Origin of the sequence: Symmachiella macrocystis (assembly GCF_007860075.1) — a bacterium.
Lineage (GTDB): Bacteria > Planctomycetota > Planctomycetia > Planctomycetales > Planctomycetaceae > Symmachiella > Symmachiella macrocystis.
Genome location: NZ_SJPP01000002.1, coordinates 588,951 through 610,347, shown reverse-complemented (window position 1 = coordinate 610,347; position 21,397 = coordinate 588,951). Strand labels below are relative to the sequence as shown.

At 55.1% G+C, this 21,397-nt stretch carries 13 protein-coding genes; 6 read left to right on the top strand and 7 right to left on the bottom strand.

Going from position 1 to position 21,397, the window contains the following annotated elements:
• Window positions 1-451: 451 nt before the first annotated feature.
• From CA54_RS20385 to CA54_RS20375, 3 genes are all read left to right on the top strand, one after another.
• On the top strand, window positions 452-1,447 hold the full coding sequence (locus CA54_RS20385; RefSeq protein WP_146372827.1) for an FHA domain-containing protein: 996 nt from the start codon (window positions 452-454) through the stop codon (window positions 1,445-1,447).
• Between the two features lie 385 nt (window positions 1,448-1,832).
• A complete protein-coding gene (locus CA54_RS20380; RefSeq protein ID WP_146372826.1) occupies window positions 1,833-2,030 on the top strand; it encodes a hypothetical protein in 198 nt (65 codons plus the stop codon).
• Between the two features lie 317 nt (window positions 2,031-2,347).
• Window positions 2,348-2,653, top strand: coding sequence for a hypothetical protein (locus CA54_RS20375; protein WP_146373414.1), 306 nt, complete (start codon window positions 2,348-2,350; stop codon window positions 2,651-2,653).
• A gap of 163 nt (window positions 2,654-2,816) precedes the next feature.
• Here CA54_RS20375 and CA54_RS20370 read toward each other — a convergent pair whose 3' ends face one another.
• The 4 genes from CA54_RS20370 to CA54_RS20355 form a co-directional block, all read right to left on the bottom strand.
• A complete protein-coding gene (locus CA54_RS20370; protein ID WP_146372825.1) occupies window positions 2,817-4,484 on the bottom strand; it encodes a SpoIIE family protein phosphatase in 1,668 nt (555 codons plus the stop codon).
• Window positions 4,485-4,749: 265 nt separating this feature from the next.
• Window positions 4,750-6,033, bottom strand: a complete 1,284-nt coding sequence (locus tag CA54_RS20365; RefSeq protein ID WP_146372824.1) for a glucuronate isomerase — start codon at window positions 6,031-6,033, stop codon at window positions 4,750-4,752.
• 215 nt (window positions 6,034-6,248) lie between these two features.
• Window positions 6,249-9,212, bottom strand: a complete 2,964-nt coding sequence (locus CA54_RS20360) for a c-type cytochrome domain-containing protein (protein WP_146372823.1) — start codon at window positions 9,210-9,212, stop codon at window positions 6,249-6,251.
• Between the two features lie 100 nt (window positions 9,213-9,312).
• Window positions 9,313-13,167, bottom strand: coding sequence for a PPC domain-containing protein (locus tag CA54_RS20355; RefSeq protein ID WP_197532665.1), 3,855 nt, complete (start codon window positions 13,165-13,167; stop codon window positions 9,313-9,315).
• 40 nt (window positions 13,168-13,207) lie between these two features.
• Here CA54_RS20355 and CA54_RS29540 point away from each other — a divergent pair, with 40 nt between their 5' ends.
• The gene (locus CA54_RS29540; protein WP_197532664.1) at window positions 13,208-13,372 is read left to right on the top strand and encodes a hypothetical protein; all 165 of its coding nucleotides are present in this window, start codon (window positions 13,208-13,210) and stop codon (window positions 13,370-13,372) included.
• 322 nt (window positions 13,373-13,694) lie between these two features.
• Here the strand turns inward: CA54_RS29540 and CA54_RS20350 are convergent, their stop codons facing one another.
• Window positions 13,695-16,205, bottom strand: coding sequence for a DUF1549 domain-containing protein (locus CA54_RS20350; RefSeq protein ID WP_146372821.1), 2,511 nt, complete (start codon window positions 16,203-16,205; stop codon window positions 13,695-13,697).
• Between the two features lie 739 nt (window positions 16,206-16,944).
• On the opposite strand from CA54_RS20350, the gene ribA reads away from it, so the two are divergent.
• Window positions 16,945-18,213 carry a GTP cyclohydrolase II gene (gene ribA / locus CA54_RS20345; protein ID WP_146372820.1) on the top strand — a complete coding sequence of 423 codons (1,269 nt, stop codon included), beginning with the start codon at window positions 16,945-16,947 and terminating at the stop codon, window positions 18,211-18,213.
• Between the two features lie 149 nt (window positions 18,214-18,362).
• Here the strand turns inward: ribA and CA54_RS20340 are convergent, their stop codons facing one another.
• Both CA54_RS20340 and CA54_RS20335 read right to left on the bottom strand, forming a co-directional pair.
• Window positions 18,363-18,572: a hypothetical protein gene (locus tag CA54_RS20340; RefSeq protein ID WP_197532663.1), complete on the bottom strand. Its 210-nt coding sequence runs from the start codon at window positions 18,570-18,572 to the stop codon at window positions 18,363-18,365.
• Between the two features lie 418 nt (window positions 18,573-18,990).
• Window positions 18,991-19,803: a class II aldolase/adducin family protein gene (locus CA54_RS20335; RefSeq protein WP_146372819.1), complete on the bottom strand. Its 813-nt coding sequence runs from the start codon at window positions 19,801-19,803 to the stop codon at window positions 18,991-18,993.
• 211 nt (window positions 19,804-20,014) lie between these two features.
• On the opposite strand from CA54_RS20335, the gene CA54_RS20330 reads away from it, so the two are divergent.
• The gene (locus CA54_RS20330) at window positions 20,015-21,391 is read left to right on the top strand and encodes an aldehyde dehydrogenase family protein (protein ID WP_197532662.1); all 1,377 of its coding nucleotides are present in this window, start codon (window positions 20,015-20,017) and stop codon (window positions 21,389-21,391) included.
• The last annotated feature ends 6 nt before the right edge of the window (window positions 21,392-21,397 follow it).

Sequence of the window (21,397 nt, the reverse complement as noted above, 5' to 3'; positions counted from 1 at the left end):
AATTTTTTTAGATTTCGATGGAGTAGCGCGAATTCCTTGGTATTTTCCCGTAATTTCTAGTGTGATTAATTATTGAAAACGTCGGACGTATCCCAAAGTTTTACGTGGTTTTGAGATGTTTTGTTTGACAATTTGGATTGGTACTGGTACTTTGGCGATATATCTGATTTTATTGCATTTCTTTTTCGTACTGCACGTCACTTCTAGTTGGTTTTACTTAGTAACGCAGTTGAGCGACGTTCGCTCAACGAACCGTGAACGAGGGTTATCCCCCAGGAGGAAAAGGGGAAGTCACCGAGGGCGACAGTCGCCCATTTCGCAGTCGTTGCTAAGGGTGCACAAACCTGATATCGGTCGCGTCGCTATGACGTGAATCGTCATCTACCTCTTAAGCGCATCGCCCGATTCCTTTGGCTTTACCGATCAATCTATTGGCGGAGTGATTCCACACATGCAAGCGGAAATGAAAGTCATTGGCGGCAAGCAACAAGGCAAAGTGATTCCGTTGACGATGAAGAAGTTTCTCATCGGACGGGAAAAGGATTGCCATTTGCGACCCAACAATGACCTGATCAGTCGGCACCACTGTGTGCTGACTGTGGACGAATACACTGTGCGAATTCGTGATCTCGGCAGCACGAATGGGACATACGTGAATTCAGAACGGATTCAAGGGCAGGTTGTTCTCAAAGACGGCGACAAATTGGCGATCGGGAAGCTGTTATTTGAAGTTTCCGTACGCGATGTCGACGCCCCTGCGGTTAGCAATGAGGACATACTGGCAGACGCTGCTTTGCTGGAAACGGACGCATTCACATCGAATGACACCCCGCCTCCTGCTTCGCGACCCTCTGAGACGCCCGCACAAGACGATAGCGTTTTGTCCCAGGAAACAATCACGTTACCGGCCATGAACGAGGACACCGCTTACGAGACGCCTTCAGCGGTTTATGGCGACGATACGGTCTCAATTCCCCCCCGTGGTGGGAGCGAAAACGCGCCACCGCCAGAGGCACCCCCTGCCCCGGCTCAGCAGTATCAACAGCCGATGATGATGCCGCAGTATCAACAGCCGATGATGCCGCAGCAGTATCCTATGCAGTATCCTCAGCAGATGCCGATGATGCCGCAACAATACGGGCAGCAAATGCCAATGATGCCGCAGCAGTATCCTCCGCAATATCCGCAACCAGTGCAGATGGCACCGCAACAGCATCCGCCGCAAGAAGCGTCGCCGCCACCTGCCGCTGAGCCGCCTGCCGCGGAAAAACAGCCGACAATTGACGAGATGGACGTACGGTTGCCTAACCCCGAAGAAACGGGCGCAGTCGAGCCGGCTAGTGCAAAATCCGATGAAAAACCGGCAGCGGCTTCTACTGAAATTGACCCTCGGACTGCCGCTGCGGATATTATCCGTCAGTACACGCACCGACCGCTGGGGCAATAACCTCAGCGAGGACGTGGATGCAAGAATGGGCGAGACCCGCAATGGCTCGGGTCGCCCTTCCTGGGGAAGCTAGGATTTTCCCGAGTATGCCTACCGCTTGTCGGGGGCCAAATTCGCTGAAGATCCATGGCAGGCGAATCTTTCGCATGGAGTCCGCGACTCGTTCGGCGTATAATGACGATTCGTTGCGATCCTCTGTTGTGTGGTATCGCGATCAGTCGTCGGGCGCGTCGGTCGATGCGATATCCCGACCATTCGGCTTAATTGCCCGGTGATCGCGCGCCGCCGGATTCCGAATCTTGTCTGCTTGCTGGAATCGCGGATCGCCGATTGCGCCCGTACGCGTTCATCCATTTTGACTCCCCAATCGTATGGAGATCATCGCATGCCGAATACTTCTGATACCCAACACAAGTATCAAGAGTTTCTCGACCTATTGCCGCTCACCCTCGCATTGGCTGGTTTGCCGACTAGTGAGCATGGCAAGTATTACGGTGAGGAACAGATCGAAGCCCGGATTTTCACGGTTCGTCACGCTTATCGCGCAGCACGTGCCATCGCCAAGGAATCGACGAAGTCTTAGCGAATTGTAGCGGTGCGCTGGTGCACAGTCCGCTGCAGCCATCATTTCGTGGGAAATTGATTTGCAATAACCGTTACATTCGGCCCACCAGAATTATCCGGCAACTTTATCGGATCGCGAAAGTTCCACCGATTCGTACCGATAACGTAGTCGGAAATCTACATCGCGTCGCTTTTTGGCAACATCATCGATTTGAGGGTGTATAGTTCTGTAGCACAGAGGCTCGGGACGAGCTGGTGAAAAAGACGACGCGAGGCGAACGCGCGTTATTCAAGGACGATTCTTGTGAACATTCCCTAAGACAAGAGGCGGTGCCGATGGTGGCTTACAGCAAAATGGATGCGGATTCTAAAGTTGACCGACGTGTGAACAAAGTGCTCAAAGCCGATCAACCTAGCGGGGAAAATGATGCAGCGGGAACGGCCGTCGCTGCGAAAACTTCGCGTCCGAAAGTGGAGCGTCGCCGTCAAATCGATCCGACCACTTGCGAACGAGACTATACGGATGACGAAATTGAATTCATGAAGGCTATGGACAAATACAAGCGGAGCAGCGGCCGTCAATTTCCCACGTGGAGCGAAGTTCTCGAAGTCGTCCGAGGACTGGGCTATAACCGCGACTAATGTCTGCACACAAGTCCGCCCCGCCGGCGATCGGGCCATGACAATGGATTCGCACGGCGGGAGTTGTGGTCACCAAAAACCAGATTCAAAACTCGTTTGCGCTTGTTCTCGAAACTTACAGATCCGTGTAAGTGAGATGCGCCAGAGGGTTTTGAAACTGGTTTTAGTGACTTAAGCGGCCGAAACTCATCAGCGTGATGTCGTCATTTTGCGGACGTCCATTCGCATGCCGTTTCACATCCGCAAGGATCATCTGTCCCAATTCCGCCGGATCAGCCGGCCCTTGGCAGACAAATTCCCGCAGATGATCGAGCCCGTAGAGCGTACTGTCGTGGTCCATCGCCTCGCTCACGCCGTCGGTATAGATCACAACGGTTTCTCCCGGCGCAATCGTCCGGTTGGTGGCTTTGAATTCAAAGTCCTCGAGCACACCAATCGGCACGCCGATCGCATCTTCGGGGAATTCCTCGTAACTGCCGTCGGTCTTGCGAATGATGGGAGACATGTGCCCGGCATTGACGACCTGCATTTTGTTGGTCTTTAAGTCAATGATCGTGAGCACAAATGTGACAAATCGCCCTTCGCAGGCGCGATTGCACATGTGATTGTTGATGCGGTTTACGGCATCCACTCCGTCGGAGACAAATTGCATCGTGCTTTGCACCGCGCTGGAGAGACGCGACATCACCAACGATGCCGGCACGCCCTTGCCGGCGACGTCGCCAAATGCCAAACAGATTTTGCGGTCACTGAGGCGAATCACGTCAAAGTAATCTCCGCCGACTGCTTGAGCCGCCTCGTACGATGCATAGAACTGATAGCCGGGGATATCCGGCATTTGTTCGGGCAACAACGATTTTTGCACGCTGCGGGCGATCGACATTTCGCCGTCTTGCTTTTCCTTCTCCATATGGGAAACTAGCAAACGCGCGTTGTCGTAGGAAAGCGCTGCCTGGCCGGCGACCGCCATCAGCAACTCTAAGTCCTCATTTTTGAATTGGTTGAAAGGGTTTTGCGTATCGATATTGATCACGCCCATGGGCTCACCGTCCAACCCCAATAGCGGTACGCACATCATCGAGCGAATCGTCAGGTTAGAAATCGATTCACTGGCCTCGAAACGCACATCGGTAGCCGCATCGGCTGAGAGAATCCCGGTCTTTTCCGCAAGGACTTTGTTTAAAATTGTGCGGCTGATCTTCACCGACTCGTCTTGTTCGTCCAGACGATGTTTGATCGCCTTGGGAATCATGTTGCCGCGGACGGGATCCTTAAGCATGACCACGCCCCGATCGGCGTGGGGGAACACTGTGAACAACGTGTCGAGGATTTTGGGCAACAGGGAATCCAAGTCGACCGTGCCCGCCAAACTGCTGCTGATTTGCAAAATGGCATCCAGCTTGGCTTCGGGGCGTACCTCCAACTGGCCGAACAGACCTTTGGAGGTGATGGTCCCCATGATCGTTCCCGGATCATCGTCATCATCCTCTTCGCCGGTGATATCCAGGTCAAACGCAGGGACCGGTTCGCCGGTTCGCGGGGAGGCTGTGTCCTGGAACCGCAACAGCAACGGGCCAAGTTTGATGCGGTCATCGTCGCAGAGGGCAACCGGTTCCAACACACGCTTGCCATTGATGAGCGTGCCGTTGCCGCTGCCCAAATCTTCGAGGAAAAAGGCGTCATCCCGTGGAACAATTCGCGCGTGATGTCGCGAGACCATATTGGAATCGAGTTGGATCGCGCAGTCGGGATGCCGCCCGATCGTGCATTCACTGTCGGACAGTTGATATTCGAGGGCTTCACCACCCTTGAGCAAAACCAGGGACGCCATGGCGGATATGATCGTAATTGAGGAGGGCAAAAACAGAAACTATCGAATCAAAGCCGGAGGGATCCACGCAGAACGTGATTCTCTATTCAATTTCCGGCCAATATAACGGTTTTCACGGACCTCGGCGCAAGCTGCAGCTGCCCTGCACCGATGTTTCTCGATTCTAAGCTTCGGCGCAGCCGCATGCAACAGGCAGTTAATCAGCCCGTAAAAAGATCGCAGAGCGTAACCGATTTCCGAATCATTTTGAGAGGGCTGACCAGCGTCAACCGACGTTGAAAATGCTTTCGACGTTCCCCCGCAGGACCAGTTGGCCCAATTCCGCGGCGCGCGATTCGGACCAGCCGCGACCGATGACGAAATCACCCGCCAAAGCAGAGGCCAAGATCCGGCGGTACATTGCGAACTTCGGCAGCCCAAATTCTAACTTGTACATATCGCTGTAATAGCCGATCTGTTTGGTCTTGGGGACCGCCTGCAGACGACTACGGCAATCGTGCTCGATATAGACTGGTATGTTGGAGTACCACCAATGTCCGTTGGTGACCACATTCGGGAAAATCCAACTGTAACTCACCAGTTCTTGGTTGCTGGTGTGGGCCAGTACCGAGACGGGAAAGGTCACTTGGGGAAAGGCATTAAACAACGCACGGTAATTGATCAACGACGTCCGTTTGTCATACAAGTCTTGCCCCTGGAATACGCCATCGGCATAAACGCCGCGGTTTACCCCGATCATCAAATCGAATGGTAATTTGAACTCCGCGCATTTTTCGGCCAATGTCCAAAACACAAAGCAACTCAACGATTCCGACTGGTCAGCAGGCAATTCGTCGCCAGAGACTAAGGCGGCGATAGCTCCATTGGCATCGGTGTCGGACACTTGGCGTGGTGAGAAATCAGGCGGCAATGAAATTGCACAGGCTCGCGCGCCGTTCTTTGTGAAGTGCTCAAAGAGTTTGCCAATCCCGTCGACGACACTCGCGGCATCGGATATTTCAACTCCTGTTGCCTTTTGAAACCGTTCCCGGGTTTGTGGTTTGGTGAGATGAAACACCAAATCATCGGTCCGCAGGCAGGGGACGTAGCGGTGCGTATCGAATCCTTCCAGCGGGTCGTCGAAATCGTTGGTGAGGAACACCTGTTCTAGACCGCTTTTCTTGAGGACTTGGTCTTCCCAATCCGGTTCGGCCATTTTTGCAGCGGCGGTGTCGTAGAGAGATTCCCAGTTATCGACCGTCACGTTTTCGTCTTGGAAGTCGAAAAAGGATTGGCACATCTCCACCAGCCAACTGTACTGCGCGGTGTTATCCAACTCGGCAAGTTTTGGAACGAGTCGGGCGACTTTTTCCTTGGGATCCAGATTGGGCTCTTCGATATGGGCTTTGGGTAGTCCGGCGGAGTGGGCCAATTCGGTGTAATAGTGATACCCCATGATGTCCGCGAGCGTCGTTGAGGCGGCAGAGTGGGGGTTGATATGGGAATGGGGATCGATCAGTGGAATCGTTTCCAATTCCGCGGTCAGCCGTTGAATGAGTTCTTGAGACATCGTCGAGGTCGTACTTTCCACATGGGGCTACAAAAACCAGATTCCAATCTCGCGTGCGGTTGCGTCAGACATAAAGGCAAGAATGTCGCCGCGACGCTTCAGTGGGTTTTGAAACGTTTTAAAAAACGAAACCGCCACACTGCGCGTCGGTGCAGTGTGGCGGTTTCAAGTTATTCGTTCAAGGGAAACGCGAGTTGCCGCGGTCGCTTATCTCGCTATTTTTTGGCCTGAGTATTGTCCGCGGGCGGTTTGGGGGGATCGAAATTGATGATCACCTTGCCGTCGGCACCATTCCAAATCCGCAGCACACCGTCTTCACCCCCGGCAACGACAACGGTTTCGTCGGCGGTGGCATCGGCGCTGTACATGTAGTCGGTCCCCCCGGCGAAACTGCGGAAGTTCTGACCGTTGTCCGTTTTATGATAACGCACCGTCTTGTCGCCACCGCTACTGACGATGTTGGATCCCAGCCCAATGAAGTGCAGAGACGTCACCTGTTTGGAATAACCGCCGATTGTCCGTTTTTGTTCGCCGGATGTCACGTCCCAGACTTTGATGGCGTTGTCGGCTCCTGCGCTGGCGAAGATTAATCCATCGGCACGCCAGGCGACGCCCAAGACGTGATGCGTATGCCCTTCGAATGATTTGAACGGCTTGCCGGATTCGACGTCAAAAATTTTGGCAAACTTGTCAGCCGCCCCGGAGAGCAGATAACGGCCGTCGCGAGAAAACTCGACGCCGAACACGGTATCGCTATGGGCATCGACGAAAGTTGTCAGCGGCGTTTGCTTGGCGACATCCCAGATCATCAACTCACCGCTCCGAGAGGGTTCGCCTCCACCCGTGGCTAGTTTTGAACCATCGGAACTAAAGTCCAACGCCAGTATGCGATCGGCGAAGGGGGATTGACTGATATTGAGCGGCTCCTCGGCCGAGGCACCGAGGCGTCCTACGATTTTCCAACTGGGATTGCGGTCCCAGACTTTGACCGTGTTATCGGCTGAGGCCGAGACGATGTCGCCGGTGGCGGTCAGGGCGACCGCGGTGACGGGGCCTTGATGCCCATTGAATGATTCCAGTGCGGTTCCGGATTCCGCATTCCAGGTTTGCACTGTGTTGTTGTCACTGACGGTGATCAGCGTTTTGTTGTCGGTAGAGAAGACAGCCCCGCGAACACCCTTAACCAAGGCAGCTCCGGCGGCAGTTGCCTCGGCCAAGGTTTTCTCGGCCGCTTTATGCGCCACGTCCAAATCAGCATGGGCAGCTTTGGCCTCTTCGAGTTTTTTAACGGCGCGTTGCGAAGCACGCTCCGCCGAGGCAAAGGCCTTTTTGGCAGCGGCGTCTGCATCGACTACTTTTTTGGCAGCGGCCGCGGTGTCTGTGGCGGCTTTGTCTGTTTTTTTCTGTTCGGCTTGTGCGGCTTTGAGTACGGCCGTTGCATCGGCAATCACTTTATCAGCGGCCGCTTTATCTTCGGCGGTCTTCTTGGCTTCCTCGGCCGCTTTCACCGCAGCTTGGGCGTCGGCCACTTTTTTGTCGTTGGCGGCTTTGGCGTCGGCGGCTTTCTTGGCGGCGGCTTGGGCATTGGGGATTTTCTTGGCCGCTTCTTCTTGAGCCGTCTTAGCCTTGGTTTGCGCTTCCGCTGTGGTGGTCACCGTTTTCTCGCGGGTTTCAATTTCCTTTTTCGCTCCGGCAAGCAACGATTTGGCGATCGATTTGTCTCCGGTCCGCTGGGCAACGACTCGGGCAGAGCGGTATTCGCCTTTTAATTCTGCGACCAATTTGGCATCGGCGGGATTCCAAAGTTTTGCTGATGCGCCCCCGGTCGATACAAATCGCCCGCCATCGGGCCGCACGGCAACATCTGTGACTGGAGCGGCATGGGCCATTGATTGAAGTTGTTTTCCATCGGCGAGATTCCAAACTCGCACGGTTCCATCGTCGCTACCGGAAAGGAGTTTATCGCCGGCGGGAGTGATCAGCGCGACAGCGGTGACCGGTTTCTCATGCCCTTTGATTTCCTTAGCGGCTGCCGTAACAGCAGCACTTGCATCGGCGGGGACCGGCCAGACGCGGATCATGTTGTCCGCATCGGCGGAGATAATCTGCGTGCCGTCTTTGTTCAGTGCGATGTCGTTGACGGCTGTGGGGGAAGTGATCTGCCCAGCTGCAGCGGCGTCGGCGAGGTTCCAGAGGCGAATGGTTTTGTCTAATGACGAGGCAATGACTTTGGATGAGTCGGCAGAGAACAGTACACCGGTGATCCGATCCCCTGCTCCGTTGAGAACAGCACCGGGCGAGCCATCGGCCAGGTTAAAGAGTTTGACTGATTTGTCGGCGCCGCCGGTGGCCAACCATTTTCCATCGGGGCTGATGGCAACCGCATCGGCTGCAGCGGTCTCGATGTTGAATTTCACCACGTCGCGGGGCCGTTGCCAAAGTTTGACCGTACGAAATCCGCCCGAAGCCAACAGTGTGCCGTCGTCATTGAACGCCAATGAGCGGACAAAATCTCGATGCGATGCACCGGGCTGATACATCGGTTTGCCGTCGAACTGGACATCCAGCAATGCGGGGTCGGTCAGTTCGGCGATTTGTTGTTGAGACGGAAGGTGATAAACAACAATGCGATTGGCGCGTCCGCAAGCGGCGAATTGACCGTCAGCGGAAAGTGTGACGCTATAAATCGGGTTCAAACCCGAGGGAAGCGGACGCCATTGGATCTCCTCCATAGTCCCGCCCCCGCCGGCTTGGGCCCCTTCGGAAATCCAAAGTCGCAACAAGCCCAGTTCCTCGGGCGTGAACACTTCGGCGCCGATGCTGTTGGGAAGGGGCGGCATGGCGGGTTTGCCGGTGCGTGCGATGACGTTATACAACAGGCTTTTGTCAGGATCTTTGGCGACAACAGCGGGGCCTGCTTTTCCCCCTTTGAGAATGCTGGGCACGTCTTCTAAGCTGAGATCGTTTTCGGCATCGGCCAAGTTATGGCAGGCGATGCACTTCTCTTCGAGGATCGGCAGAATGTCCTCGTCGAAGTCGACGGGCCGGTCGAGTTTGACCTCAGCCGGTTTGATCGTTTGCCCTTTTTCCGGTTTCTCGTCTTCGGCGAATACTAGCGAAGAGGAGAGAAACACAAATCCGCAAGCAATCAGCGTCGATCGACAAAACTGTTTTCGCATCGAATGCACTCCACATTTTCTGTGCAAGATTGGGCCGAGAGAATCGCCCCAGTCATTCACAACGTATTATTGAATCCACCACCCCGGTGTTTGCCGGGGATCATTTGCTAACGGTCAGTTCCAGCGGGCTGTCGACGAACGTTTCGCCGTCAAAAATCGCACTGGCTTGGATAACGATATTGGCAAGTTTGCCTTCCGTGGTGTCGGCCGTGGTTTTAATCACGAACTCACCGTCTTTCTTATCTGCCGGAATGGTGACTGTCGGAGCTGTCAGTCCGGTCACGCCGGGCGGCAGCGTGAGGCTCAAAGTCACTGGTCCGGTGAACCCGTTTTTACGAGCGATCGTGACCGGGATTTTCACCTCGCCACCACGTTTGACGGCTCCCTTGTTCGGAGCGGGAGCTTTTATCGTCAGCGGAGCCGGCTTAACGGTAACAGTGATCGAATTGGAGGGTGTAAACACGTTGACGTTGGCCGCTTTTGCCGTTTTGACTGCGGCGGCGGCAGCGGCTTCGGCAGCCTTTTTGACCGCTTCGGCTGTCTTGGCTGTGGCGGCTGCTTCGGCGGCGGCGCGATCGGCGTTGTTTTTAGCGGCTTGTGCTTTGGTAAAGGCGTCGCTGGCGGTTGTCGCTTGTTGATCGGCGGTGACTCGATCGGCTTGGGCTTTCTCAAGCGCGGCTTGAGCTTCGGCCAATTTTTTAGCAGCAGCCTCTTGGGCGGCAGCGTCGGATTCCGATTTGTCGGCGTTCGCCTTCTCGGCGGTGGCCGCTTCGACAGCTTGTTTGGCTGCAACGATGGCGACATCTGCGGCCACCAATGCTTCCCCCGCTTTGGTCGCGGCGGCTTGTGCCTCGGTGGCCTGTTTGTCAGCCGCGGTTTTCTCTTCTCCCGTTTTTTTAACCAGAGCTGCGGCCACAGTGGCTGCTTTGATAGCGGTTTGTTTTTCCTCTTCAGTACGTTTCACCGCATCGGGATTGCGGCTGTAGGAGACCTGACCCTGCCCACGCAAGTGCAGGGTATATTTCCCCGGGGCCACGTTGTCCTTCACAAACACTCGTAGAAGTTGCTCAGCTTTTCCCTTCGCGATCGCTTGTTTATCAACGTCGACATTTTTGGGCATGCCTTCAATCGTTAAATCGACTTTGTTGTCAAACCCGGCCCGCTTTGCCAGTTTGACAGGAATCAAGAGCTGGGCACCTTGGCTCACCGTGGCATCGGTGATGTCGGTGTTGATTTCGAATGGCGCCGGTTCCTTGAGGACGGCCAGCGTGGTGTTTCGGGCGACACGTGCAGCGGCGGTTAACGTTTGGTTTCCGCTCCACACAATCGTACCGCCGCGAGCAACACGGGCGATTTGTTGGGCTTTGGCGTCGAGGTTTTGTTTGGCCGTTGTCCAAGCGGTTTCGGCGGCGGCCATTTGTTTTTTCGCCTCAGTCAAGGCGGCCGTCGCTTTTTGTGATTTCTCATTCGCTTGAGCGACAGCCTGTTCCGCAGCGGTTTTCGCGGCAGTTTCTTTCGCGGCGACAGCGGCAGCATCGGTCGCGGCCTTCATTGCGACGGCATAGGCTTCGGTCGCTTTTTTGTGTTCTTCACTACCGGCGGTCAGCGCCGTTTCGGCGGCAGCCTTGTCGGCAACTGCTTTGTTCTTTGCTGTGATCGCGGTTTCAAATGCAGCTGTCGCGGCGACCTGCGCATCGGCGGCCAATTTGGCGGCGACGGCAGCATCGATGATTCGCTTGTCCGCGGCGGCCTCAGCGGCAGCATCTTTGGCCTGTTGCGCGGCTAATTTGTCCACCACGGCTTGGGAAGACATTTTCACCGTCTCGGCAGCTTGCCGGTCCGCCGTGGCTTTGGCGACGGCCGCTTCAACGAATGTCTTCGATGTTGCTTCTACGGCAGTACTGGTGGCAGCAACGGCTTGTTGCGCGGATGCCAACTTTGCAGCGGCGGTATCGAGTGCCGTTTTCGAGGCGGCGGCCGCATCAGTGGTTTGCTTGGCGAGAGTGGCGGCGGCTTCGTTCTTTTTGAGTTGTTCGGCGAGCGTTTTTTGCACTGTGGTTAACGCAGCGGTCGCGGTGTCTGCAGTTTGCTGCGTTGCTGGAAGCGAATTGGCCAACTTGTCGAGTGCCGTTCGCGCATCCCGTTCCGCTTTTAATGCGGCGGGATCATTCTTGCGAACTTTGCCGACGATTTGAATCGGTCCCATCCATTTCGAAGCATCTTCAGTTGATGTGAACATCAGCCGCGTCGAGTTCTGCCCCGGTCCGATGGTGGCAACGGGACAGGTGACCCCCGCCGGCAATCCAGCAACGGTGACGTCAATCGCGCCTTTAAAACCATCCTGGCGAAAGGCGAGGACTTCAAGTTCGGTGTGATCCCCTTTTCGCAACGCCAAGTCCCAAGTTGCCGGCAGTCCGGCGGCATTGGCGGCTAATACTGGGGGACGCGGGAGCGCGACCAAACGAAAATCAGGATCTTCGTTGCGGACTTCAATGCGATAGACCAACCGCGGATCGCCACGGCTTTCGAAGTAACGGTCGCGGACCTGAATGCGATAAATCCCATCGGCCGGAGCCACAAAGCGAAAGGCCGGGTCGTCGGTACGGGTATCGAATCCTTGTGAACCCAGGTTCGTTCCCACGTCATCCTGCGCAGTCAGCCGCTTGACGGTTTCTTTGCCATCTTTGTCGAGCGTGACCTGATCGATGATCAGCATCGGATCCACCGTGGAGCCGATGCGTTGTCCGAAGACTTCGATCCAATACACCGCCTTGGCTTTCGCCTCGAACTGATAGTAGTCCACGTCGTTGCGAGCTTGGAACTGCCCTGCTGCTTCGCCGGGGACGGTGATTTTTGTGGCCTGTGCCGCTTCGTTGTTCGGCTCGGCTTCGAGTTGAGCAGCTGATCGTGCGAATTGAATCAACACCGAGTTCGTGGGGCCTTGCGGCGTGTCAAGACGGTAGCTGAAACCATCGACGGAGGCTTCATAAGGTTGGAGGTAAGTCCCTGGTTGCAACTCGGTGGGGTCGGCTGGGACTGGGATTTTGACAGCCAGTTTCTCCAACTCACTGCCGCTTACAACCATTCCCGAGGGTTGTCCGCCGGGTAAGTTTTGGCCGTACAGTGTAAACTCGCCGGTCGTATTCGGGACTCCCGCGGGGGGCAACACAAACTCGATATGCGGACCCGCATGCACGAGCAAACGATAAATGTAGTCGTTGTTTCCCTGATACAAGAAATCATAGACACGGAGCAGATATTCACCATCGGCGGGGATCGTATAATCGATCAGCGGGTCGCCGCGCATTTCATTACGGCTAAAGGCAACACGGCGGCCGTTGGGATCGTAAAGCTCCAACGTGGCGTCCATGCGAGAATCGATCCGCTTGGCGCGGCATTCGATGATGAGCCGTTGCCCCTTGGTGGCGGGGAATTTGAAAAAGTCGATGTCGCCGGCAGCATTGCTGCGGGCATTGACGACGGCGCCTTGCTGAATTGCTGTGGCGGTCTCGGGCGTATTGTTGGCTTCGGCTTCTTGGACTTCGCCGTGGGTGCCCACCACAAACGTCCGGGGATTGCTCATGCCGAACAGGCCGGACGAGCGGACGTCGTAAACTCCCGGCGGAACTTTTTCGTCGATGCGAATCTGAAACTGATTGGCGACAGGGACTTCGCGGCCGTTGACGACCTGGGTCTTTTGCTCAGCTGAGATACCGGGATGCGAGAAATACAACCCGCTGACTTCGTCTCCGTCGGCGGAGTTGGTGATCGTGAGATCGACTTTTGCACCGGCTTGTCCGCCGGGAGGGAAGATGGCATACATCCGGTTTTGCGGCAATTGCGCGTGTGACATATTGGCCAGCATGACCAGCGTGCAGCCCGCCAAGATAAGCGAAGCGAATCGGCGCGATCGAAATCGCGGCGAAACCAGGAGAAGGCTACGATTATTTCGCATGGTCGGAAGTCCTTCACACTCGTTGGCAAGGTGGGTCAGCATGGCCAACGTACGGTTGTGGATGGTCGTGATGAAAACGTCGCACTTGAGTCGTTATGGCGACATGAGTAGCGAGGTCGATGCGGCCCTCATGTTGAGATTTCAATTCTCACATGAAACTGCCGGTAGGAGTCTAAGGCGGGAACAGGCGACATCGAAAATGTGATGCATTACCTGCAGTCGTGGTGTGTTCTGTAAGTCGTCGCTGCCGGAGTGTCGCCGCTTGGGCAAAACCAGCGAACTCGAGAGTCCCCCTCCGAAGTCCGCTGTCCGTCCAAGAACGGCTCGTTCTGTGATTAAATTTTAACGGATAAGCGGGTCGAATGAAAAGGAAAACGACCGGGATTTGCCCCGTTTGCGCAAAGTTTCGGGGTCGTTGCGGCGCAATCCAACCAGACGTTGAACCTCGCATTTCAGGGCCACAAAAAAACGGCCGGGCACATGGGAGTGACCGGCCGTGAGGCGTTTGGGGGATTGTCAAATCGACATTAGTGATTGAACAAGAATTCCTTGGTATTCACCAACGCCCAAATGATGTCCTCGAAGGCGATTTGCTTCTCTTTTTCATGCTTTGCAATATGCGCCAGGGCAATTTTCAATTCATCTTCCTGGGGAGCCCGTGAATAGACCGACAGGTACAATTCTTGGATCTTCTGCTCGTCGCTCGTTTCCTTATCCTTGGCCAAAACGGCCGCACGTCCGGAAGCATTGGAGATTTTCCCCTGGACTTCGCTGCTGTTGAGCAAGTGCAGGCTTTGCGCCAAGTTGGCTTCCTGTGAACGTTCACATTCGCAAGCCGTTTCGCCCTGCGGTTGGCCAAAGACCTTGAGGAAATAGGTGCCGACCGACGGATCGGGCAACTGCAACGCCGATGTTCCGGCGGGAAGCCCTTTGTAGCCTTGTGTGGTAGAGGTCACCTGATGCAGTGCATCGTACAAGACTTCGGCCTTCAGCCGGCGGGGATAATACCGTGAGAAGTTTTGCTTGTCTTTGAGATTGTAATCGTTGGGGATCGCACTGAGTTGGTAGGTGTTGGACTTACAAATTGTCCGGACCAGCCATTTCAGGTCGAAGTTGTTCTCAATGAATTGTTGTGCCAGATTGTCCAGCAATTCGGGATTCGACGGTGGATTAGTTTCCCGCATGTCGTCTTCCGGCTCGACAATGCCGCGGTCGAAGAAATGCTTCCAATAGCGATTGACGATGGCTTTGGCGAAGAACGGGTTATCTTTGGCGGCCATCCAGTCCACGAGATAGTGGCGTGGATCGCGGTCGGCGGGGATTTCAAACGCCGGAACCCCTAAACCAGCCGGCTTCAGTTTCGTGCCGTTGCGGGGATTCTTCGCGGTAGCGACCCCTTCGTTGTGGAAGATACGGCGGTCGCGGGCGGCACTTGCATCGTTTGCTAATTTTTTGTTGCCCACGCGTGAGAAAAATGCGGACAAGCTGTAATAGTCGTTTTGGCTCCAGCGTTCGAATGGGTGGTGATGGCAACGGGCACATTGAATCCGCAAACCGAGGAACAATTGCGCCGTGTCTTCGACCTGTTCGTTGTTCTTACTGACTTCGCGATACCAGACGACGGGCGGATTGTGGTCCATGTCGCCCGAAGCGGTCAATATTTCGCGGGCGAATTGATCGTAGGGTTTGTTTTCGTACAGGCTGTTCCAAATCCAGCGATAAAAGGCGTACGTCCCTTTTTGGTCCGTAGCTCCGCGACGTTTGTTACGCAGGACCATGTTCCATTTGTTGGCGAACAAATCGGCGTAGCCGGGACTGTCCACCAAACGATCGATCACTTTATTACGTTTTTCCGGATCGCTGTCGGCCAGAAATTGGCGGACTTCTTCCGCGGTTGGGATTTCTCCAGTGATGTCGACATAGGCACGACGGATAAACGTTGCGTCGTCGGCGGTGCCTGAAGGCGGGATGCCCAGCAACTTCAGTTTGTTCATCACCGCTTCATCGACGAAGTTGGTCGGTTCAGGCACATCGGCGAGATCGGCTCCCAATGGAATCGTTGCGCGGAACGTGGAGACTTGTCCCTGATAACGGGCCATGATGGCGACTTCGCCGCTCAAATCGAGTGACCGCACCAAGCCGGTTTTACCTGCTTCAGCCATCTCGGTGTCATTGGCTTCAAACAGCGCCATGCGGGTCACATCTTCGGTGCTTCCGTCACTGTAAGTGGCAAGGACGGTGATTTGTTGCTCGGCGCCGCGATCCATGACCCGACCGGTGGGCAAACATTGGATGCTGGTGACGACCGGGTCTTCGGGATTCCCATACGGCATGCCCTGCTCGATCCAGTGAGCGATCAGCCGGTATTCGTGGCTGTCCTCTTCCATCCGTTTTCCACCACCGTGCGGTGATTTGCCGACCGGTTTGGTGAGGAACAAGCTTTCATCGGGTGAAGCCGGATTTAGCCGCCGACCGCGTCCCTCTTTGACCAAGAATTCGTAATCATCATCGGGATAGAAACCCAAGAGCGAAAGTTTGAAACCATTTTGTCCGCTGGCTTTACCGTGGCAACCTCCGCTGTTGCAACCGAGTTTGGTGAAAATCGGCACGATCTGGTTTTTGAAGTTCATCGGCGGGTCGTTGGCAATGCCTGCGACGGTGCCAGTGAGCGACGCCGATTGTCCCGCTTCGATCGAGGCCGTAATGGTCACGTTTCCGTCGGCCAGCGGTGTGACATAACCATCATCGCTGATGGAAACAATGCCTTCCGGCTCAGCCTTGTAGGTGACTTTACGGGAGAAGTCGTGTTGTTGCCCGCTGGCGAACAGACCGGTCACATAGAGTTGTTGACTTCGATCGCGACCATTGATGACAAACCCTTTGCCGTCGATATTCGGTTCGACGCGGAGTTCAGTCAACGGGCCGGGATCACCCAAACCAGATGACTTGGTTTCCTCGACAGCCAATGCGCTTCCCGCGATAGCTGCCCAAAGACAAATGCTCCACGCAGCCAGTGCAATGCGCCAGAAACGGTCCATTCTCTGCTCTCCCTGTCGGTTTGAATCGAAACCCACCGCTTGAATCCTTTGCAATCGGTAGTGGCACAGCCAATTTTAAAAAGCTACTTTGTCATTTGAAATTTCACACACACCCTTGCGGGATTCGTGATCGTTAAAAAATACTCAACGTGCCGATTAGGTGGACAGTGCAGTAAGGTCAAGAATACCAATCAAAATATGTTGATGCAAGCACTGATGCTGCCTCAGACGACATGTCGTCCCCTCAGCGGATCGTTCAGAACTTGGCAAACAGGTCGCTTCGTAACGATAATTCGGGTGGTACTGGATCGAAGTTACGGGGTAGGTATTGGGAAGGAACGGCGTGGTGCCGGGGTTCACTTTGGAGTGTCAGGTTCAACAATCAATGGTATGATCGATTCCCTGTATGCGGGGGCAATGAGGAATGATATGTTCACAATACGATATTTCTGAGTGACTTTGCAACGACACTTTGCAGAATGAGGCTGTGGAATTTTTCTAATGCATTGTCGGTTGTAGCTGATGGTTTACAATACAAGTTGAACTTCCCCCATGTCGATGTGAGGTTGCATGGCCCTTCGCGAGCGCGAATCTCGCAGGGTTTCATGCCAAATCGGCAAATTGCCGCGCGCTCAAATGCCGCATGGCGATGAATAGTGGTTAAACCATTTGGGCAAACAATCCCCGACTGGCAAGCGGACTGCGGTGTCCGGTGCCAAATTTTACCGACTGAGTAAACATGCCGACGACCCATTCTAAGAATATCGACGACGCTATTACCGCAATTCAGGAGGGGCGACCGGTGATCGTCATCGACGATGCCGACCGTGAAAATGAAGGAGACTTCATTTGCGCTGCCGAATCGATTACCCCCGAAACTGTGCGGTTGATGTTACGGTATGGCATGGGGTTACTGTGCACACCGGTCAGTGCGGCATTCGCACAACGGCTCAACTTCAGCCCGATGGTCGATAGCCGCCGCAGTTCGACCCCGATGCAAACGCCGTTTCAAATTCCGGTGGATCATCGCAGTGCCGGGACGGGTGTGAGCGTCGAGAACCGCCTGCGAACGATCCGCGCCATCGGCGACCCGAATTCCCGCCCCGACGATTTTTTCGGCCCCGGCCACATTCACCCACTGGTCGCCAAAGAAGGAGGAGTGCTCCGCCGCGCTGGACATACCGAGGCGGCCATCGACCTGATGCATTTGGCCGGCATGCAACCGGCTGCGGCGTTGATCGAGATTTGTAGCCAGGAAACCGACGGGATGTCGGACCATCAGGAATTGAAACAGCTGGCGGTGCAATTCGACTTGCCGCTGCTAACGATTGAGGAATTGATCCGTTACCGCAGCGAACGCGAGCAGTTAATCCATCGCGAGGTAGACGCTCACATGCCGTCACGGTATGGCGATCTGCGAGTGATTGCTTACCGCGTCGAACACGAGGATCAAGTGCCGATCGCGATTGTGATGGGGGACCTCTCTTCAGTCGATGCCCCCTTGGTGCGGATGCATTCGTCCTGCTTTACGGGTGATCTATTGGCATCCCTGCGGTGCGACTGCGGCGATCAACTGCATATGGCACTCGATATGATCCGCCGCGAAGGCGTGGGAGCAGTGGTCTACTTGCCTCAAGAAGGACGTGGCATCGGACTGATCCCCAAGTTGAAAGCGTATGTCTTGCAGGACGAAGGGTACGATACGGTCGAAGCCAATCATAAGCTTGGATTCAAAGCGGACCCCCGTGATTATGGAATCGGCTTACAGGTGCTTAAGGATTTGGATCTGCGACGCGTGCGATTGCTGACCAACAATCCCAAAAAGACCGACGCATTCGCGCAGCGATTTGATCTGGAAGTGGTCGAGCAAATTCCCATTGTCGCTTCACCGGAAAAGCACCGGCAACATTACTTGGAAACCAAGCGAACCAAGATGGGGCATATTTTACCGGCGGCAGAAATCGACCCGGTACAGCCAGCGAGTGGACAGGAACTTGCCGAGAATTGAGCAATCGTTCGTAACCGACATGACTTCGAAGCGGAGACTATTTCATCTGGGGCAAAATCCGCTCTAGTGCAAAACCCGCAGTGATTCGCCGCGGCGGATCTTTTTAGCAACCTGAACGTCTCAGGACGCCACGGCGGCTGAACTTTTCATCAGTCGCAGCTTTGCCACTCTTCGATCATTTCCATCAGCATTTCCGTTTCCATGCTTTTGGCCCACACTGTTTCGCCACCTTCCAGCGCGACTTCGTGCAGCCCTTCGCATTGGCAATCCGCTTCACCACAAAAGTGCGGCGTCGCTGAAATCCAAATCACTCGGTACAGCGGAATCTGCTTGTCATCTACGCGGCAGAATATGCTCACGATGCTCACCCTGAAATCCGGTCCGCAGGCAGCCACCGAACACGGGGGGGCCACTCACAACGGAGTCAAAAAAATAAAGCACCAGTCTAAAACAACGCTGAACCATTAATCCGGCGCGATCGCTGTCAAAGCTCGACAACGCTCTGGTGCTTTGTTCTTACTTTATATCAATCAAGTCAAACCGCGAAAACATAGGTTTGCCACATCAATTATTCGTTTTAACTACATACATTGACAAGGACAATCCCAAATCAAAATCGGTTTTGGGATGACTCCAACGTGTATCAAGATGGCTCCATTTTCGATTTGTGCCCCAAAACTCGGAAGTACGGAGAATGATATCGAGTCAATGTAATTGACAGTCGTATCCAGTATATCTCCCGCGTCGCTTCCCCTTTGGGGCTGATGTTAACTCATCTCACCGCCACGGATCGTAATCGGTTTCATGACGATCCAGTGCGCGAATCATCGCCTTCCATTGAAACGGCCAACGTCCCGCTTGCGTAAGGACGGCTCGACTTTGCAAGGCGACCTCGCCGGGGACTGGCAGCACCGGACGACCGGTCGACATAGCCGCTATATTCACGTTGCAGGTCCGCTCCATATCGATCATGTCGATTAAAGCCTGTTCCACCGTCGTCGCACAGGTCAGCAGTCCATGGTTGGCTAGTACTAAGGCGCGCTTGGAGCCCAGTGACTCGACGATCCCTTTGGTCTGCTCCCCATCGATGACGATTCCCGTGTACTCGGCATAGAGAGCATGGTCGTCGTAGAATGAACAGCCGGTTTGATCCAGTGGTTCCAGGAGCATTCCCAACGCGCTAAACGCGCTGCCGCCGGGGGGATGAGTATGGACGGCACAATTCACATCGGGTCGCGCGGTGTGGATGGCGGAGTGGATGCAAAAGCCGGCGAGGTTGATCATCTCGCCGCCGGTCACAATCTCACCTGCGGAGTTCACCAACACCAAATTGTCAGCGCGGATTTCACTAAACAGCAACCCGAATGGATTGACCCAAAAATACTCCGGAGCTTCTGGCACCCGCAGCGAAATGTGTCCGGCAATCCCGTCGTCTAAACCCAAACGGGCCAGCATGCGGTACGCGGCCGCGAGTTTGATTTTTTCCTCACGCGCCTCGGGGGTGTCGGCCAGAGCGATGACGCGATCCCGTTCTTCGCTGTGGGCAGCAGTCTGCTCGTGCAGGATGGATTCCGGATTTTTGTTGACCATAGCGGCGGCCTCAGTGAGAGGATGTGAAGAAATGAAGATAGACAATCCTAAACCGACAAGCTGTTGGCGGCAACTCTCGCCCAGATTCAACGCGCCGTCAGCGGCAGCGCGTGCAACTGATTCTAAGAACGTCTATATTGGAGATTGCTTCGCCGTTTGAATTTATTACCCCGTCCCTACAACCAAAAACAACTGTTTGGACTCAATCGCCGTGACACTCACCGTCGTCAATCCCTACGATCAAAGCACTGTTGCCGAGTTGCCCTTCGATACCGAGACACAAATCGCCGAGAAACTGGACCGCGCTACGGCTGCATTTTCGGCATGGCGCCGTTTGAGCCTCGACCAGCGCGCGGCGATCATTCAAAGCGGATTGGCTAAATTGCGAGACAACAGCGAGCAAATTGTCCGCGACGTCACCTTGCAAATGGGCAAACCGCTCAAGCAGGCCCAAGGCGAACTGGCGACGTTGTTTGACCGGGCGGAAACCTGTTTGGAACTGGCCGGTGATGCGCTCAGCCCCGATATCCTGCCCCCACAGCCTGGATTTGTGCGGCGGATCGAACATGTGCCGCTGGGCGTTGTGTTCGACATCGCTGCCTGGAACTATCCGCTGATCATCCCAATCAATGTCATCGTTCCCGCCCTGCTCTGCGGCAATACGGTGCTGCTGAAACATAGCGCGAAGACGCCGCTCTGCGGACGGCAATTGGCCGACGCGTTTGGAAATCTGGCCGTTCCTGATTTGGTCACCGATGTGGTGATCAACCATGACCAGACCGCGCAGTTGATTGCCGACCGCCGTGTGCATCACGTTTCGTTTACCGGTTCCGTCGCCGGAGGACGCGAGATAGCGCGGCACTCAGCCCAGCGGCTGATTGACACCGGTTTGGAACTTGGTGGAAATGACCCCGCCTATGTCGCCGCCGATGCCGATCTGGATTTTGCCGTGGCCAACCTCGTCGACGGGGCGTGTTACAACGCCGGTCAATCGTGTTGTGGTGTGGAACGCGTGTATGTGCATGAAACACTGTACGACCAATTCCTAAGCAAAGCCGAGGCGGCGCTGCGGGACTATCGACTCGGAGATCCGCTCGACGAACAAACCACGCTCGGCCCTTTAGCGAGCCGCACAGCGCTGGGTGAATTGGAACAGCAAGTTCGCGACGCCGTCCAGCGCGGCGCACGGTTACTGTGCGGAGGCAGCCGGGTTCCGGATGAGGTCGGGAACTTCTTCACGCCAACATTGTTGGCCGACGTTCCGCAAGAGTCGGTCGTGATGCAGGAAGAAAGTTTCGGGCCCATACTGCCGGTCGCCTCGGTTGCGGATGACGCGCAGGCGTTGACGTTGATGAACGACTCACGCTTCGGTTTGACCGCCTCGGTCTGGACCAGCAATCAGGAGCGTGCCGAACGTTTCGCCAGCGAGATCAATGCCGGCACGGTGTTTCAAAATCGCTGTGACTACCTCGACCCCGCGCTCCCCTGGACCGGGGTGGGCGAAAGCGGCAAAGGTTCGACGTTATCACGGTACGGTTTCTGGCACCTAACACGGCGTAAGAGTATAAATTTTCGGACCGAGACTTAAGACATC

What these genes read in the sequence shown, in the direction of transcription:
- CA54_RS20385 (WP_146372827.1), top strand. Translation starts at nt 452, where the DNA reads ATGCAAGCGGAAATGAAAGTCATTGGCGGCAAGCAACAAGGCAAAGTG.
- CA54_RS20380 (WP_146372826.1), top strand. Translation starts at nt 1,833, where the DNA reads ATGCCGAATACTTCTGATACCCAACACAAGTATCAAGAGTTTCTCGAC.
- CA54_RS20375 (WP_146373414.1), top strand. Translation starts at nt 2,348, where the DNA reads ATGGTGGCTTACAGCAAAATGGATGCGGATTCTAAAGTTGACCGACGT.
- CA54_RS20370 (WP_146372825.1), bottom strand. Translation starts at nt 4,484, where the DNA reads ATGGCGTCCCTGGTTTTGCTCAAGGGTGGTGAAGCCCTCGAATATCAA.
- CA54_RS20365 (WP_146372824.1), bottom strand. Translation starts at nt 6,033, where the DNA reads ATGTCTCAAGAACTCATTCAACGGCTGACCGCGGAATTGGAAACGATT.
- CA54_RS20360 (WP_146372823.1), bottom strand. Translation starts at nt 9,212, where the DNA reads ATGCGAAAACAGTTTTGTCGATCGACGCTGATTGCTTGCGGATTTGTG.
- CA54_RS20355 (WP_197532665.1), bottom strand. Translation starts at nt 13,167, where the DNA reads ATGCGAAATAATCGTAGCCTTCTCCTGGTTTCGCCGCGATTTCGATCG.
- CA54_RS29540 (WP_197532664.1), top strand. Translation starts at nt 13,208, where the DNA reads ATGGCCAACGTACGGTTGTGGATGGTCGTGATGAAAACGTCGCACTTG.
- CA54_RS20350 (WP_146372821.1), bottom strand. Translation starts at nt 16,205, where the DNA reads ATGGACCGTTTCTGGCGCATTGCACTGGCTGCGTGGAGCATTTGTCTT.
- ribA (WP_146372820.1), top strand. Translation starts at nt 16,945, where the DNA reads ATGCCGACGACCCATTCTAAGAATATCGACGACGCTATTACCGCAATT.
- CA54_RS20335 (WP_146372819.1), bottom strand. Translation starts at nt 19,803, where the DNA reads ATGGTCAACAAAAATCCGGAATCCATCCTGCACGAGCAGACTGCTGCC.